The organism is Mesobacterium pallidum, assembly GCF_019966535.1.
In the GTDB taxonomy this organism is placed as follows: Bacteria; Pseudomonadota; Alphaproteobacteria; order Rhodobacterales; family Rhodobacteraceae; genus Mesobacterium; species Mesobacterium pallidum.
Window position 1 is genome coordinate 26,722 of record NZ_JAIMID010000008.1, and the last position, 14,823, is coordinate 41,544.

A 14,823-nucleotide genomic window follows, 5' to 3' on the forward strand; every position below is an offset into this window, starting at 1 on the left:
GGGCCGATGAAACGCCGCATCCGCCGCAAGCTGAAACCCCGCAACCCCGTCGTCCGGCGCCAGCCGCAGGCGGGCAAGGTGGCGCCCGAGCGCGACGGCGCACCGATGATCGGCGGCGCGCATGACCCGGCCGAGAAGGCAGCCGACACGCTGACGGCGCAGGCACTTTCCGGCGGGCCGGCCCCGGGTCAGGCGCCAGCGGCCGGAAACGCGGTGCCGGTCCGGCGCGACGCCCCGGCCCCGCGCATCGCCCCGGGCGCCGCCGCCGCGCCCGCGCCCGCAGGCGCCAGCCGTGCCCTGGACTCGCTTGGCGGCGGCCGCCCGCTCAGCCTGGTGGAACGTGCGGATTTCGAACCCCGGTTCGGGCGCGACTTTTCCGGTGTCCGGCTGCACGAGGGCCCCGCCGCCATCCGCGCGACACAGGCACTGGACGCGCGCGCCTTTACGACCGGTCAGGACATCGCCTTTGCCCCGGGCGCCCGCGACCGCCTGACGATGGCGCATGAGTTGGCCCATGTGGCGCAGGGCGACACCGGCGTACGGCGCAAGATCCACACCGACATCACCAAGGGCGACACGTCGAACATCGGCTACAAGCTGAAAAAGGATTACGGCGTCACCGGCTTCAAGCGAAGCGGCCAGGACTGGACCATCGACAAGGCCGACCGGTCCGGCCCGATCAACAAGGAAATCGCCTCGGCGATGCTGGCCTCGTCCATCACGTTCAACGTCAAGGGCAGCCACCTGCACCGGGCCGAGGCCAGCCTGCGCGACCACCTCGCGGCCCGGCGCGCCGCCATCGAGGCGGCAAGGACCGTGCGGTTCGAGTTCGACGCCGAAGACGAAACCTACCTTCAGACGACCCTGAAATTCGTGAATGACGAGGCATGGAACCGGGTCAGGGCCGGTATCGCCAAGATCCCCGACTTCGACAAGAAGCCCTTCAAGGACAGGGTCGCGATCATCAAGAGCGGACGTCTGCACTTCATCAAGCAGGTGATGCAGGAGGAGGCCGGAAAGCCGAAGTTCGACGCCGCGATGAAGGAGATCATCAACAAGAGCAAGGCCTGGGAGAAGACGAAGACCGGCCTGCGCCCCTATACCGCCGCCTGCTTCATCACCACGGCGACGGTGATGTACGGAGCGGGGGGGAAGCTGCAGGAAAAGCACGTCGATCCGGGCATTTTCACGGACGTGCGCAAGAACCCGGCCTGGCACGAATGGGTTCCGGGCGACTGGGGCTATGTCAAGAACACCGATCCGAAACCGGCCCTTGGCCTCGAGGGCGAGAACATCATCTACATGGGCAAGGACAAGTTCTGGGCCCATTTCGATCCGGGCAAGCGGTTCCATTCGCTGAATGACCTGGCGAGCATGGTCGCGGGCTGGAATGCCGATGACACGTTCATCCTGGAAACCCGCCGCCGGTACCCGCTGGCGGGACTGAAATGAAGACCCGGGCGCAGGCGACACCCAAGGTGCCCCGCCGCGCGCCGCCGGTGCGGCGGGTCGAACCCGCGATGCGCCTTGTCCAGCCCAGCCTGCGCGTCGGCGCGGTCAACGACCCGGCCGAGCGCGAGGCCGAGGCGATGGCGGCCCGGGTCGTCGGCGCCTCGGCGCCGAGGGTCGCGGCCAACCATACGCCTACGGATGTATCGAAACCCGCCGCCCGGCTCCTGCGCGCGGTCGAGGACCAGCCGACCACGGACGAGCTGGTGCCCGAACCCGTCTCGGCCGACCAGGCCGAGTTCGACCTGCCCAAGACCGAGGATGTGACCACGGAAAAGCTGGGCGGCGAGGACATGGCCGAGATCGAAAGCGGCCGCCCGCAGGACACCGCCGGCGATCCCCCTCCGCTCAAAGAAGAACCGCCCCCCGTCCTGCCACCGCTGATGCCAATGCGCGGCGAGGCGGTCGTGGGCCGGTCGGGCGGCGCGGCGCCGAGCGACGTGGCGCAGCTGGTGGCGCAGCCCGGCCCCGGCCGGCCGCTATCCCGCGCCGCGCGGGCGCGGATCGAGCCGCATTTCGGCACTTCGTTCGAGGATGTGCGCCTGCATGACAGCCCCGCCGACCAGCAGGCCGCCGCCCGCATCGGCGCCCGCGCCTTTACCCATCGCAACCACGTCTGGCTGGGCCGCGGCGAGACCGAGACCAACACCGGCCTCATGGCGCACGAGTTGACCCACGTCGTCCAGCAGACCCGCGGCGCCGAGACGCTGCCGCTGAACCGCGCCCCGGTCATCCGGCGCGAGGGCTGGTTCACCGGCAAGGCCGAACGCGCCGCCCGCCACGTGCCCGGCTATACTCTGATCACGGTCATCATCGGCCGCAAGCTGATCTCGGGCGACCGGGTGGACCGCACGGCGACGAACCTCCTAGGCGGGCTCTTCGGCCTTGTCCCCGGGGGGACGGTGATCTTCGATCGGCTGAAGGAAGCCCGGGTGCTCGAAGAGGCCTACGCCTGGGTCACCGGCCAGCTGACCGAGCTGAACCTCACATGGTCCCGCTTCCAGTCGACCATCGACGCGCTCTACGACGGGCTGATCTCTCTCTCGCCCGTCGCCAATGCCAAGCGCATCCTCGGCGCCGTGGTCCGCGACATCCTGACCTTCGTGAAACGCATCACGGCCAAGGTGCTCGAGTTCATCGTGCGCGGCGCGCTGAAGCTTGCCGGGCCCTATGCGGACAAGGTCTGGGGGATCATCCAACAGGCGGGAAACGTGCTGAACCTGATCCTCGAGGACCCGCTGGGGTTCGCCAAGAACCTCGTGCGCGCGGTGGTCGGCGGCTTTGCCAAGTTCGGGCGCAACATCCTGACCCACCTCAAGAACGGCCTTCTGGGCTGGCTCTTCGGCGCGCTGGGCTCGGCGGGGATCCAGCTGCCGGCCAGGTTCGACTTCAAGGGGCTGATGTCGCTGGTGATGCAGATCCTTGGCCTGACCTACGAGGCGTTCCGCAAGCGGCTGGTCAAGGCGCTGGGGCCCAAGGGGGAAAAGCAGGTCGCGCTGATCGAGAAGTCGGTCGAGATCGTCAAGGTGCTGCTCAAGGAAGGCTTCGCCGGCATCTGGAAGAAGATGCTCGAGCTGATCGAGGGCTTCAAGCAGACGCTGATCGGCGGCATGACGACCATGGTGATCCAGACGGTCATCCGCGCCGGCCTCGGCTGGCTGGCCGGGCTGTCGAACCCGGTGGGCGCGCTGATCAAGGTAGTGCTGGCGATCTACGACATGATCGTCGCCTTCCTCGAACGGCTCGAGCAGATCATGGACGTGGCCAAGTCGATCTTTTCCTCGGTCGGCGCCATCGCGCGGGGTCAGGTCACGCAGGCTGTGGATTTCGTCGAGCAGACCATCGGGCGCACGGTGCCGGTCGTCATCTCGTTCCTCGCCGCCGTGCTGGGGCTGGGCGGCATCTCGGGCAAGATCCGCGACGTCATCAAGAAGCTGCAGAAGCCGGTCAAGACAGCGATGGACAAGCTGCTGAAATTCGTCGTCAAGAAGGCGAAGAAGCTGCTGTCCAAGCTCATCGCCAAGCTCAACGGCAAGCGCAAGCTGCCCTCGGTCAACTTCAAGATCGGGCGCAAGTCACACCGGATCTTCGGCGCGAGAAAGGGCCGCAAGGTCGAGGTGCAGATCGCGTCGAAACCCGCCGCGATCGAGCTGGTGCATCGCTATACCAAGGCCGAGCTGAAGAAGCTGCAGAAGCTGTCGGACAAGAAGGCCCCCAAGGTGGCTGGCCAGATCGAGGCGACGGTCAAGAAGACCGACACCGACGTGCAGGACGAAGAGGCCAAGCTGAAGCCCGACAGCACCTCCGAGAACCAGCTGCCGCATATCAAGTCCCTGCAGCGCGAGCTGGAAGAGGCGGCGAATGAATTCGGCATCGCCCAGCAGGGCATCGGAGAGATCCCCTTCCTCATCGAGTTCTCGGGCGACGACAACCCGGCGCTGTTTCGCGCCTCGGAACCGCGCGACCTGGAGTTCGAGGGCAAGGCGGCGCTGCATGGCGACATGGACAAGGACATGGACCTGCCGATCACCGGCACGACCGGCAACAAGCGGTCGGACTTCTACGAACGGGACCACGTGGTGGAAAAGCAGTACCCCAAGTACATCCTCGACAATCTCAAGATGCTCGATGCCAAGGACAGCGTGGACAGCCGGCCCGAGGGCGACCTGAACACACCCGCGACCCGCGCCGAGCGGAACACCGCCAACGACCGGCCCAGCGAAACGACGGTCTACCGCGAGGACAGCGCGGCGCTGGAGCGGCTGGGCCAGAAGTCCGAGAAGGAAAAGATCGTCCCCGGCGCGGGCAAGCGTATCGTCAACCTGGAAAAGATCGGCGATGCCGGGCGCGAGCTGCCGGCCATCGCGCTGTACCGCACCAACCACGACCCGCAGAAGGTGTCTCCGCTGGGCAACCCCAAGGACATCGTCGCGGCGGCAGTCAAGGAACCGCCGGCCACGCGTCACGATCACCTGCGCACGGCCTTGCGCAAGCAGTTCGACCACGAGGTGGGGCTGATCCGCACAGTGACCAAGGCCGACAAGGCCGTCCCGGCCGAGGTCAAGACCAAGGTCGAGGCGGGGTTGAAGACGCTGCTGACCTCGAACGTGAACCTCTACGGCTTCGACGCCAAGCCGCTGGGCAACGTGGTGCACAAGGCCCCGCGGATGCTGGCGGGCGATGCCAAGTTCGGCCCCTCGGACGCGCCGATGGCGGGCAGCGCCCATGCGCCCAACTTCCTCGAGATCGAGGGCAAGGGCGGCAAGTACGATCCCGGCGCCAAGTCGGCGCGGGGCCACCTGGAATCCGACCATGTGATCGACAAGACCTGGCCCATCAACGCCAAGGCCGAACGCCTGCTGCGCGACGGCGACTCGGCGGCGGTGCGGAAAAAGGCCGAGGACCTGCGCGTCGCCAAGGGCAAGACACGCGCCCTGTCCAAGGGCCAGGCCGCGCGGCTCGACGCGCTGACACGCCAGCCGTTCCTTGACCCGGCGCTGGCGATGTCGAGCTATTCCGAGCACAAGGGCTATGCGATTCCGATCTATTTCACCATCGCCAAGCGGGTGACCGCCCGGGTCAACGCGGGCGACAAGGGGGTCATTGCCACGCTCGATGCCAGGCGGGCCGAAGTCCAGGACGACCTTGCCCGCCATGTGGTCGAGGGCAACACCGGCCCCGGCGTCGCGCAGATACAGGCCAGCCTGGCGGGCAAGGTCAAATCGGCCTTCCAGGGGCAAAGCAAGCTGCACGAGGGCGCCATCGCCGACGAATACCGCGCCGACATCCAGCGCGTGACCGCCCTGCACCCCCCGCAGGCGCAACCGCTGGCCAAGCGCCAGATGCTGGCGATTGCGCAAAACGTGTATAATTCGTTAAACAAGGCCAACCAGAAGACGAATGCCCTTTTCTCCAACGGCTCTTATTCAGCGGATTGACCCGATGCCCCTGATATTTCCCAGGCCCGGCGCATGACCGCCCAACCCGAGTTCATCCGCCCCCGGCGGTTGCGGGTCTTTTCCTTCGACCCCAGCTCGGCCCGGTCCTACGAGAACCGCGATTTCCGTCATGTGACGATCACGCTCGCGCCCGACATGGACCCCGAACTGGGCCTCGGCCCGACCGGCGATTGCATCGAGGTGATCGACTACGACCCGGCCAGCCGCTGTTTCTACCGCCCCTTCGACCCCGAGGCGGCCGAGATCCGCGAGAACGACGGCCTGACGCCCTCGGCCGAGGATCCGCGCTTTCACCAGCAGATGGTCTATGCCGTCGCGATGAACACGGTGGCCCTGTTCGAAGAGGCGCTGGGCCGCCACGTGCAATGGGCCCCGCGCGAGCACAAGGTGGGCGACGAATGGCGCATCGACTACGTCAAGCGGCTGCGCATCTACCCCCATGCCCTGCGCGAGGCGAACGCCTTTTACGACCCCGCGCGCAAGGCGTTGCTGTTCGGCTATTTCGAGGCCGGGGCGAGCTCGGGCGCAGCGCCGCCGGGCTCGACCGTGTTCACCTGCCTCAGCCATGACATCATCGTGCACGAGACGGTGCATGCGATCCTCGACGGGATGCATCCGCGCTTTGTCGAGGACAGCGGCCCCGACATGCGCGCGTTGCACGAGGCGTTTTCGGACATCGTCGCGCTCTTGCAGCTGTTTTCCTTCCCCGAGGTGCTGAAAAGCCAGATCGCCCGCACGCGCGGGGATCTCGAAAAACAATCCATGCTGGGGCAGTTGGCGCAGGAATTCGGCCAATCGCTGGGCCGCGCGGGCGCGCTGCGCTCGGCCCTTGGCGACGTCAAGGACGGCGTCTGGACGCGCCGCCAGCCCGATCGCTTCGCGCTGCGCAAGGCGCATGGCCCGCATGAGCGGGGCGCGATCCTGGTTGCCGCGATCTTCGACGCCTACCTCGCGATCTACAAGCGGCGCACGGCGGACCTCTTCCGCATCGCCTCGGGCGGGTCAGGGCTGCTGCGCGAAGGCGAGATCGACCCGGATCTCTGCCGGCGCCTCAGCGAAGAGGCCGCCCATACTGCCCGCCGCGTGCTGTCGATCTGCATTCGCGCGATGGATTACGTGCCGCCCGTCGCCGTCACCTTCGGCGACTACCTGCGGGCGCTTGTGACGGCGGATCACGATCTCTACCCCGAGGACAAGCTGGGCTACCGCGACGCCTTTGTCGACAGCTTCGCCGAATGGGGGATCGTGCCGGCCGGCATGGCCGTGATGACCGAACCCGCGCTGCTGTGGCCGTCGCTGCGGCAGGTGGCCGACGACATCGACTTCGACCTGCATGGCAGCGAAGTGCCCGAGGGCGAATACGTCAATTTCTCGCGCCTTTATGCCGAGCTGGGCGCGGCCTTCGAACGGCCCGACGTGGTCGAAAGCGAGTTGCAGGACTGGGTGCCGCAAAGCCAGGGCAAGCTGGCGGACGAGTCGATGAACCGCAACGCCCGCAACCTCGAGGCCAGCCGCGAACAGGGGCTGAAGATCCTGCAGACCCACCTGTCGCGGCTGGACGCGGCGCGCAAGACCCGCGGCCGGGCGACCGGGCGCGAGGATTCCGAAAGCGTCGGCGGCACGGTGGATTACAAGACGCTCGAGACGCAGCCGACGGGGCTGACGGGCAACCTGTTCAACCTGTTTGACGGGGCCGGGCGCGAGGTCGATTTCCACATCCGCGACTATTATTCCCGGCTGATCTGGCTGCTGCTGGTCACCCGCAGCACGCCCGAGCTGCTGCGCACGCTCGGCATCGTGCTGGGCGAAGATGCGCCGCTGTCGATCCGGCGCAGTGGCTACACCGGGCTGCCCTCGGTCCATGTGCTGCCGATCCGGCTGGCCCGGCGGGTCGGACGCAACGGCGCGCTGGAACGTGAATACGTGATCGAACTGCAGCAAAGCAGGCAGGGGTTTTTCGACCCCGATCACCAGGCGAAGGCGGACGGCGAACCCGGCTGGCTGCGCATGGCGCTGAATTCCGAGACCGGGGAAAAGTACCTTTATCCTGCTGCCGATTTCACCTTCCGCGCGGGTTGCACGCTGATCGTCAACGCGCGCACCTTCGCAATCCGCCGGCTGATCCGGTCGGCCGCAACGATCACCGACGATGCGGCGCTGGGACGGCTGCGTGACCACCTTGCCCGGCAGCGCCATGCCGAGATGACGGCGTTCTCCGACGACCCGGTCCCGGACGAATCCGCCTTTTCCGCGCTGCACCGGCACGGGCCCGACGCGACCGGAGGCTTCCGATGACCGACCCCCGCACCGGCGTCCGCATCCGCATGTACCGGCAGGGGCATGGCGACTGCTTCCTGCTCAGCTTCTACCCGCGCGACCTGCGCGAGGACGACCGCCTGTTCCACGTGCTGATCGACTACGGCAAGAAATCCGGCTCCGAGATCCTGGCCGACGACGGCGCGGGCGGCACATCCGAGGTCACGATGGAGGAGGTCTGGACCGACATCCACGCCACGACCGGCGGGGTGATCGACCTTGCCGTGGTGACGCATGAGCACGAGGACCACGTCTCGGGCTTTCCCAGCATCGACGACCTCGAGCATGCGGATCACCCGTTCCATGACATCGAGATCAAGACGCTCTGGCTGGCCTGGACCGAGGACGGCACCGACGCCGAGGCCAACCAGATCCGCGAAGACTACAACGACCAGCTCGTGACCCTTGCCGCCGCGGCCGCGCATCGCCGCGCGCTGGGCGCGGATGGCGAGACCGACGCGATGATCGCCGACCTGCTGGAGCTCGAGACCGGGATGCGCCAGCCCGACGCCTTCCTGGCCGGGATCGGCGCGCAGGGGCCGGGCGACGCCTTTGCCGCGTCCAAGCCCGCCGGCTATACCTACAAGGTCCGCCTTGCCGGGCTGCGCCGGGTGGTGGGCGAGGCCAACATCGTCTTTCTCGACCCGGCGGCGGGCGCGGCCAAGGCCCTGTCGCCGGACCTTGGCGTCAAGGTCTACCCGCTGGGCCCGCCCCGCGACATCGGGCTGCTGAAAAGCCTCGATCCGCTTTCCGCCGAAGAGTTCAAGCTGGGCGCCAAGCCGACCTCGGCCGCCGGCCATGGCCTCTTCCGCGCCTTTTCCGGCCATGCGGGCAACAAGGGCACCGGTGGCAGCCCGTTTGCGACGAAATACCGGATCGAGGAAGACAAGGTGCTGTCGCGCAACAACGGCCCCTACGGGTCCGGCAACGCGGACAAGAAGGCCGAACAGATGGCCGAGGCGCCCTGGCTGCACTATGCCAATGCCTACAATTTCCACCTGCGCCGCATTCCCGATGCCGACCGCGCCGAAGCCGAAGCGCAGATCGAGGCGATGCGTGCGCGGGGCAGCGACCCGCTGACCAAGACCGAGCTGGAAGCGCGGCGCAACACGGCCATCGACCAGGTGGGCTACCGCCAGATCGGCCTTGGCTGGCTGGACGACGCGGGCGAGCTGGCGCTGCGGATCAACTCCGAGGTCAACAACACCTCGCTCGTGCTGCTGTTCGAGTTGCAGAACACCGGGCGCACGCTGCTATTCACCGGCGACGCCCAGCGCGGCAGCTGGATTTCCTGGTCTAACCTCAGCTTTGGCGGGGTCACGGCGAAGGAGCTGCTGGGCCGCTGCGTCTTTTACAAGGCCGGGCACCACGGGTCGCACAACGCGACGCTCAAGGTCACGGTGCAGAACGATTACGCCAACCTCGACTGGCTCGGGACGGGCGAGTTTGCCCAGGGCTTCACGGCCATGGTTCCGTCGAACAAGCACTGGGCGGCCAAGAAGAAACCGCACCCCTGGAAGCACCCCCTGCCTGCCATCGAAGAGGCGCTGAAGGTCAAGGCCAAGGGGCGCGTCATGGCCGCGTCGGACCTGACGCTGGCGGAAAGTTTCCGGCCCGAGGGCGCGGGCGATGATTACACCGGCCCTGCGGAGGACGATCCGCGCCGAGCCGGGTTCGACGACCTGTCGGCCCGCGCCCGCTACACCCGGCTGTATATCGAGCTGCATGTGGACGACACTTCGGGCGAGGGGCCGGAAAAGCCGCGCGAGCGGCCGCCCTTCTGCCGCTACCCGGGCAGCTGACGCAGGCGCGACAGGGCAAAGAGGACCACGGCGGCACAGACGATGCTGGGGCCTGCGGGGCTGTTCAGTTCCCACGCCATCCAGAGCCCGCCGATCACCGCGACGGCCCCGGCGGCGCTGGCGCCGGCCGCCATCGCCTCGGGCGTGCGCGACAGGCTGCGGGCGGCGGCGGCGGGGACGATCAGCATGGCGGTGATCAGCAGCGCGCCAACCACCTTGATCGCCACGGCCACGACGATGGCCAGCGTGATCGTCAGCAGCATCTGCTCGCGGCGCGGGTCGATTCCTTCGCTCGCCGCGAGGTCGGGGCTGAGCGTCGCGGTCAGCCAGGCCTGCCAGCGCCAGGCGACGACGCCCAGCACGGTCAGCGCGCCGATCCAGATCCAGGCAAGGTCCGCCCAGCGCACGGCGAGGATGTCACCGAAGAGGTAGGTCTCGATATTCACCGCGCGGCCCGAAAACAGCGAGAGCCCCACGAGGCCCGCTGCCAAGGCGCCATGGGCCATAACGCCCAGTGCCGTGTCCGCGCCGATCCCGCGCCCCGACATGGCGGCGAGGCCCAGCGCCATCAGCACCGCCACGGCCAGCACCCCGCCCAGTAGGTTCACGCCCAGCCCCAGCGCCAGCGCGACCCCCAGAAGCGAGGCATGGGCCGTGGCATCGCCGAAATAGGCCATGCGGCGCCAGACGACGAAGCTGCCCAGCGGTCCGGCGGCCACGACGACGCCCAAGCCCGCCAGCGCGGCGCGGATCATGAAATCGGGGATCATGCGGCGCCTCCGCCATGGTCGTGATGCGCGTGGTCGTGGTCATGGACGTGACCATGCGCGTGCGAATGGTCGTGGTCGTGGCGATAAAGCGCCAGCGCTCCGCCCGTACCCGACCCGAACAGCGCCCGGTATTCCGGGGCCGAGCTGACCACGTCCGGCGCGCCTTCGCAGCAGACATGACCGTTCAGGCAGATCACGCGGTCGGATGCGCTCATGACCACATGAAGCTCGTGGCTGACCATGACGACGGCGCAGTTCATCCGGTCGCGCACGGCCTCAATCTGGCGATAGAAACTGGCCTGCCCCGGCTGGTCGAGCCCCTGCGTCGGCTCGTCCAGCATCAGCACATGCGGGTTGCGCAGCAGGGCCCTGGCCAGCAGCACCCGCTGGAACTGCCCGCCCGACAGCGCGCCCATCTGGCGGTCGCCCAGGTGCGGGACCTCGGCGGCCTCCAGCGCCCGCTCGGCCGCCGCCCCATGCACCCGTTCGGGCAGCGACAGGAAGCGACGCACCGTGATCGGCAGCGAGGGGTCGATGTGCAGCTTTTGCGGCACGTAGCCGATGCGCAGGCCGGCCTGCCGCACGATCTGCCCGTGCGAGGGTTTCAGCGCCCCGATCAGCGCGCGCAGCAGGGTCGATTTGCCCGATCCGTTCGGGCCGACGATGGTGACGATCTCGCCCGGCTGGACCGACAGGGACACGTCGTGCAGCACCTCTGTCCCGCCGTAGGACAGGCAGATGCCATGGGCGTCGATCAGGCTCATGCGGGCTTGTCCTGGCAGGTGGGGCACAGCCCCTCGGCCTCGATCAGGCGCTGGTCGATGCGGAAGCCGGCAGCCTTTGCAGCCTGCTGCAGCGCCCGCGCCTCGGTTAGCGCCTCGCCCACCGTGCCGCAGTCGCGGCAGATCAGGAAGGCCGGGTCATGGGCGTCGCCGGGATGGGTGCAGGCGACATAGGCGTTCAGCCGCTCGATCCGGTGCGCAAACCCGTTGTCGACAAGGAAACCGAGCGCGCGATAGGCGACGGGCGGCTTGTCGCCCAGCCCCTCGGCGCTGAAGCGTTCGAGGATGTCATAGGCGCCCATGGCGGCGTGGCCTTCCAGCAGGATCTCGAGCGCGCGGCGCCGCGTCGGCGTCAGCCGCAGACCCCGGTCGGCGCAAAGCCGTTCGGCCTGCGCCAGCGCGGTGCCGACGCAGGTGGCATGATCGTGCCGGGCAAACCCGAGCGACGGGTCGGTGTCCATCTTGGCCTCTTGAAATGTTATAACATATCATTTACGCCGCTGAACCGGTGAACACAAGCCATAGGTGCCCCGATGATCCGCCCTGCCCTTATCTCGCTGTCCCTGCTGGGTGCAACCGCCGCGCTGGCCGATGTGCCGCGCGTCGCGACCGATATTCCGCCCGTGACCTCGCTGGTCGCGCAGGTGATGGACGGGCTGGGCGCGCCTGAAAGCTTCCTGCCGGCCAGTGCCGACCCGCACCATGTCACCCTGCGCCCCTCGGAGGCGCAGGCGCTGGCCGGGGCGGACCTGGTGGTCTGGATCGGACCCGGGCTGATGCCGGGCGTGGCTGAATCGCTGCCCGCGCTCGCCGGGGACGCGCGGGTGCTGGAGCTGAGCGCGGCGCAGGGGACGGAGCGCCTGCCCTTCCGCCAGCGCGCGGATTTCGGGGCCGGGCATGATGACCACGACGCGCATGGCGATCACGCGGACGAGGGGCACGAAGACCACGGCGACGAGGACGGGCATGACTACGGCGACACCGACCCGCATGCCTGGCTCGCGCCTGCCAACGCGGCGGTCTGGCTGCAGGTGATCGCGGAGGAGCTGTCGACGCTCGACCCCGAGAACGCCGCGACCTATGCCACCAATGCCGCCGCCGCGCAGGCCCGGCTGGCCGAGGCTGTGGAGACCGCGACGGCCGACCTCGCGGACATCCCCAGCCACGACATCGCGGTGGACCACGACGCCTTCCAGTATTTCGAACGCGCCTTCGACCTGCATGCCGTGCTGACCGTGACGACCACGGACGACGCCCAGCCGGGCCCGCGCGAGATGGCCGAGATCCAGGAACGCTTGGCGAATGCCGGCATCGCCTGCCTGCTGGTCGAAAGCGAGGCCTCGGCGCGGCAGCTGCGGACACTTGGCGGCGGAGAGATCGGCTTTGTCGTCGCGGACCCGATGGGCGGCTGGCTCGACGTGCCGGTGGCCGATCTTTACCCGGCGATGATCACCTCGCTCGCCGGGCAGCTGGCAGCCTGCGGCAAATGACCTGAGGGGCTGGGGGAGACCTCAGCCCTTACCATTTCCTCGCCCCGCAGGGGCGGTCAACCTTTGCCTTTCCACGGCACCAGCACCCGTTCGGCCCAGCGCATCAGCATATCGATGCCAAAGCCGATGATGCCGATCAGGATGATCCCCATGAGCACGATGTCGGTCAGCTGGAACTTGGACGCCACCATGATCATCATGCCGGCGCCCTTTTCGGCCGCGACGAGTTCCGCCGCGACGACCGTGCCCCAGCAGACGCCCATGGCGACGCGGGCCCCGGTGAAGATGTCGGGCAGCGAGTTCGGTATGATGACATGGCGCAGGATCTGCCACTTGGACGCGCCCAGCGAATAGGCCGCGTGGACCTTCGAGATGCGCACGCCCGACACGCCCGAGCGCGCGGCGATGGCCATGATCCAGAGCGCGGCGAGGAACAGCAGGATGATCTTGCCCGTCTCGCCGATGCCGGCCCAGATGATCACCAGCGGGATCAGGGCAAGCGGCGGGACAGGGCGCATGAACTCGACGATCGGGTCGAACCAGCCGCGGAACCAGTCGCTCAGCCCCATGGCGTAGCCCAGCGGGATGCCCACCAGCGCGCCAAACAAGAACCCGGCGATCACGCGGAAGAGCGAATAGCCCAGGTGTTCCCACAGCGTCGAATCGCGGTAGCCGTCGCGGGCGATCTCGACGACGCGGGCGACGACCGCCTCGGGCGGGGGCAGCCAGATCGACTCCATCTGCAACCCCTTGGCGGGTTCGAAGTTGAGCGTGCCCTTGGGCGACATGCCGACGCGGCCGTACTCGGTGATGACCTCTCCGCCCGGCGCGATGGGCTCGCCGTTCACGGCGATCACGCGGTGGCCCTCGTCGCGCGATTTCTCGTCGTTCTGGTCGACGCGGATCAGCCCGCTGCGCCAGCTTGCCACCACGTCGCTGTCGTTCTTGGCCCAGCCCTCGCCCGGCGCGACCTGCGGCGGTTCGGGGTCTTCGCCGACCGGGTGAACCAGCACGGTGACGGTGGCGTCGTCGGTCGTGCCATCGTCCGCCTCGGCCGTGTAGTCGAAGGTCGCGATGCCTTGGAACGGGCCGGGGACATGCAGGAAGGACGGCACCCAGGCCGAGCCGGTGAAGGAGGCCCAGATCAGGAAGATCGTCAGGATCGACACGACGCTGGCGATGCGGTTCGATTTCACCGCCGATTCGTCGCCGAAGGTCACGGTCTTGAGCGAGGTGAAGTCGCGCCGCGCCGTCTTGACCGCGTATTTCACGATCAGGAAGCTGGCGACGAAGATCGCGACATAGGCGGCAAGGATCAGCAGGCCGGTCATGCGTCTGCCTCCGACCGGCCCATGATTTCCTCTTCCATGTCCCAGATCATGCCCAGGATCTCTTCGCGCCGCTGCGCGAACTCGGGGTGTTTCTTGACCTCGCGCAGGTCGGCGTTCACGCCGAGATCGGCGAAGGGCAGCGCGTATTCTTTGTGGATCCGCCCGGGGCGCGGGGCCATGACCAGCAGGCGTTCACCCAGCAGCAGCGCCTCTTCGACCGAGTGAGTGATCAGGATGATGGTCTTGCCCGTCTCCTTCCAGAGCTTCAGCACGAGGCTCTGCATCTTTTCGCGGGTCAGCGCATCCAGCGCGCCCAGCGGTTCGTCCATCAAGATCACGTCGGGGTCATTGGCAAGGCAGCGGGCCAATGCCACGCGCTGCTGCATCCCGCCCGAGAGCTCGTAGATCGCCTTTTCCTTGAAATCCTTGAGGCCGACGATCTCGAGCAGGTGATCGACATTGGCGCCGTATTGCGATTCCTTCTGGCCCTTCATCCGGGGGCCAAAGCTGACATTCTCGCGCACGCTCATCCATTCGAAGAGGGCACCCTGCTGGAACACCATGCCGCGTTCGGCATCGGGGCCGGTGACCTTGTGGCCGTTCAGCACGATCTGCCCCTCGGTCGGGGCCAGGAACCCCGCGACGATGTTCAGCAGCGTGGTCTTGCCGCAGCCCGACGGGCCAAGCACGGACAGGAGTTCGCCCTGCGCAAGGCTCAGGTTCACGTCCTGCAAGGCCTGCACCGAGCTGCCGTTGGGCAGGTCGAACCGCATGGACAGGTGTTCGATGGAGAGTCCGCTCATGCCTCGTCCCTTGTTCTTTTTCGTGGGATTGGCGGTGGGGTCCGGGACGCGACGCCCCGAA

At 67.7% G+C, this 14,823-nt stretch carries 10 protein-coding genes; 5 read left to right on the forward strand and 5 right to left on the reverse strand.

What is annotated here, in order from left to right; translation table 11 throughout:
- The first annotated feature begins 6 nt into the window (after positions 1 to 6).
- The 4 genes from MF270_RS12830 to MF270_RS12845 are packed head-to-tail and all read left to right on the forward strand — an operon-like array spanning position 7 to position 9,586.
- Positions 7 to 1,452 (forward strand): eCIS core domain-containing protein, encoded by a 1,446-nt coding sequence (locus MF270_RS12830; protein ID WP_238366297.1) that lies wholly within the window; start codon positions 7 to 9, stop codon positions 1,450 to 1,452.
- Positions 1,449 to 5,447, forward strand: a complete 3,999-nt coding sequence (locus MF270_RS12835; protein ID WP_238366298.1) for an eCIS core domain-containing protein — start codon at positions 1,449 to 1,451, stop codon at positions 5,445 to 5,447. Before MF270_RS12830 ends, MF270_RS12835 begins: the two co-directional genes overlap by 4 nt.
- 33 nt (positions 5,448 to 5,480) lie before the next feature.
- Positions 5,481 to 7,763 carry a gluzincin family metallopeptidase gene (locus tag MF270_RS12840; protein WP_238366299.1) on the forward strand — a complete coding sequence of 761 codons (2,283 nt, stop codon included), beginning with the start codon at positions 5,481 to 5,483 and terminating at the stop codon, positions 7,761 to 7,763.
- Entirely contained in the window at positions 7,760 to 9,586 is a 1,827-nt protein-coding gene (locus MF270_RS12845) for a ComEC/Rec2 family competence protein (protein ID WP_238366300.1), read from the forward strand. Before MF270_RS12840 ends, MF270_RS12845 begins: the two co-directional genes overlap by 4 nt.
- On the opposite strand, the gene MF270_RS12850 is transcribed toward MF270_RS12845, so the two are convergent.
- Genes MF270_RS12850 through MF270_RS12860 form a run of 3 tightly spaced genes read right to left on the reverse strand, consistent with a single transcriptional unit; the run spans position 9,571 to position 11,599 of the window.
- A complete protein-coding gene (locus MF270_RS12850; protein ID WP_238366301.1) occupies positions 9,571 to 10,356 on the reverse strand; it encodes a metal ABC transporter permease in 786 nt (261 codons plus the stop codon). The genes MF270_RS12845 and MF270_RS12850 overlap by 16 nt on opposite strands.
- Positions 10,353 to 11,120, reverse strand: coding sequence for an ATP-binding cassette domain-containing protein (locus tag MF270_RS12855; protein ID WP_238366302.1), 768 nt, complete (start codon positions 11,118 to 11,120; stop codon positions 10,353 to 10,355). The genes MF270_RS12850 and MF270_RS12855 overlap by 4 nt, the downstream gene beginning before the upstream one ends.
- Positions 11,117 to 11,599: a helix-turn-helix domain-containing protein gene (locus MF270_RS12860; protein ID WP_238366303.1), complete on the reverse strand. Its 483-nt coding sequence runs from the start codon at positions 11,597 to 11,599 to the stop codon at positions 11,117 to 11,119. Before MF270_RS12860 ends, MF270_RS12855 begins: the two co-directional genes overlap by 4 nt.
- Positions 11,600 to 11,671: 72 nt before the next feature.
- Between MF270_RS12860 and MF270_RS12865 the strand changes: the two genes are divergently transcribed.
- On the forward strand, positions 11,672 to 12,628 hold the full coding sequence (locus MF270_RS12865; RefSeq protein WP_238366304.1) for a zinc ABC transporter substrate-binding protein: 957 nt from the start codon (positions 11,672 to 11,674) through the stop codon (positions 12,626 to 12,628).
- A gap of 56 nt (positions 12,629 to 12,684) precedes the next feature.
- On the opposite strand, the gene MF270_RS12870 is transcribed toward MF270_RS12865, so the two are convergent.
- On the reverse strand, positions 12,685 to 13,959 hold the full coding sequence (locus MF270_RS12870) for an ABC transporter permease (protein ID WP_418887883.1): 1,275 nt from the start codon (positions 13,957 to 13,959) through the stop codon (positions 12,685 to 12,687).
- Entirely contained in the window at positions 13,956 to 14,762 is an 807-nt protein-coding gene (locus MF270_RS12875) for a taurine ABC transporter ATP-binding protein (RefSeq protein WP_238366305.1), read from the reverse strand. Before MF270_RS12875 ends, MF270_RS12870 begins: the two co-directional genes overlap by 4 nt.
- Positions 14,763 to 14,823: the final 61 nt, after the last annotated feature.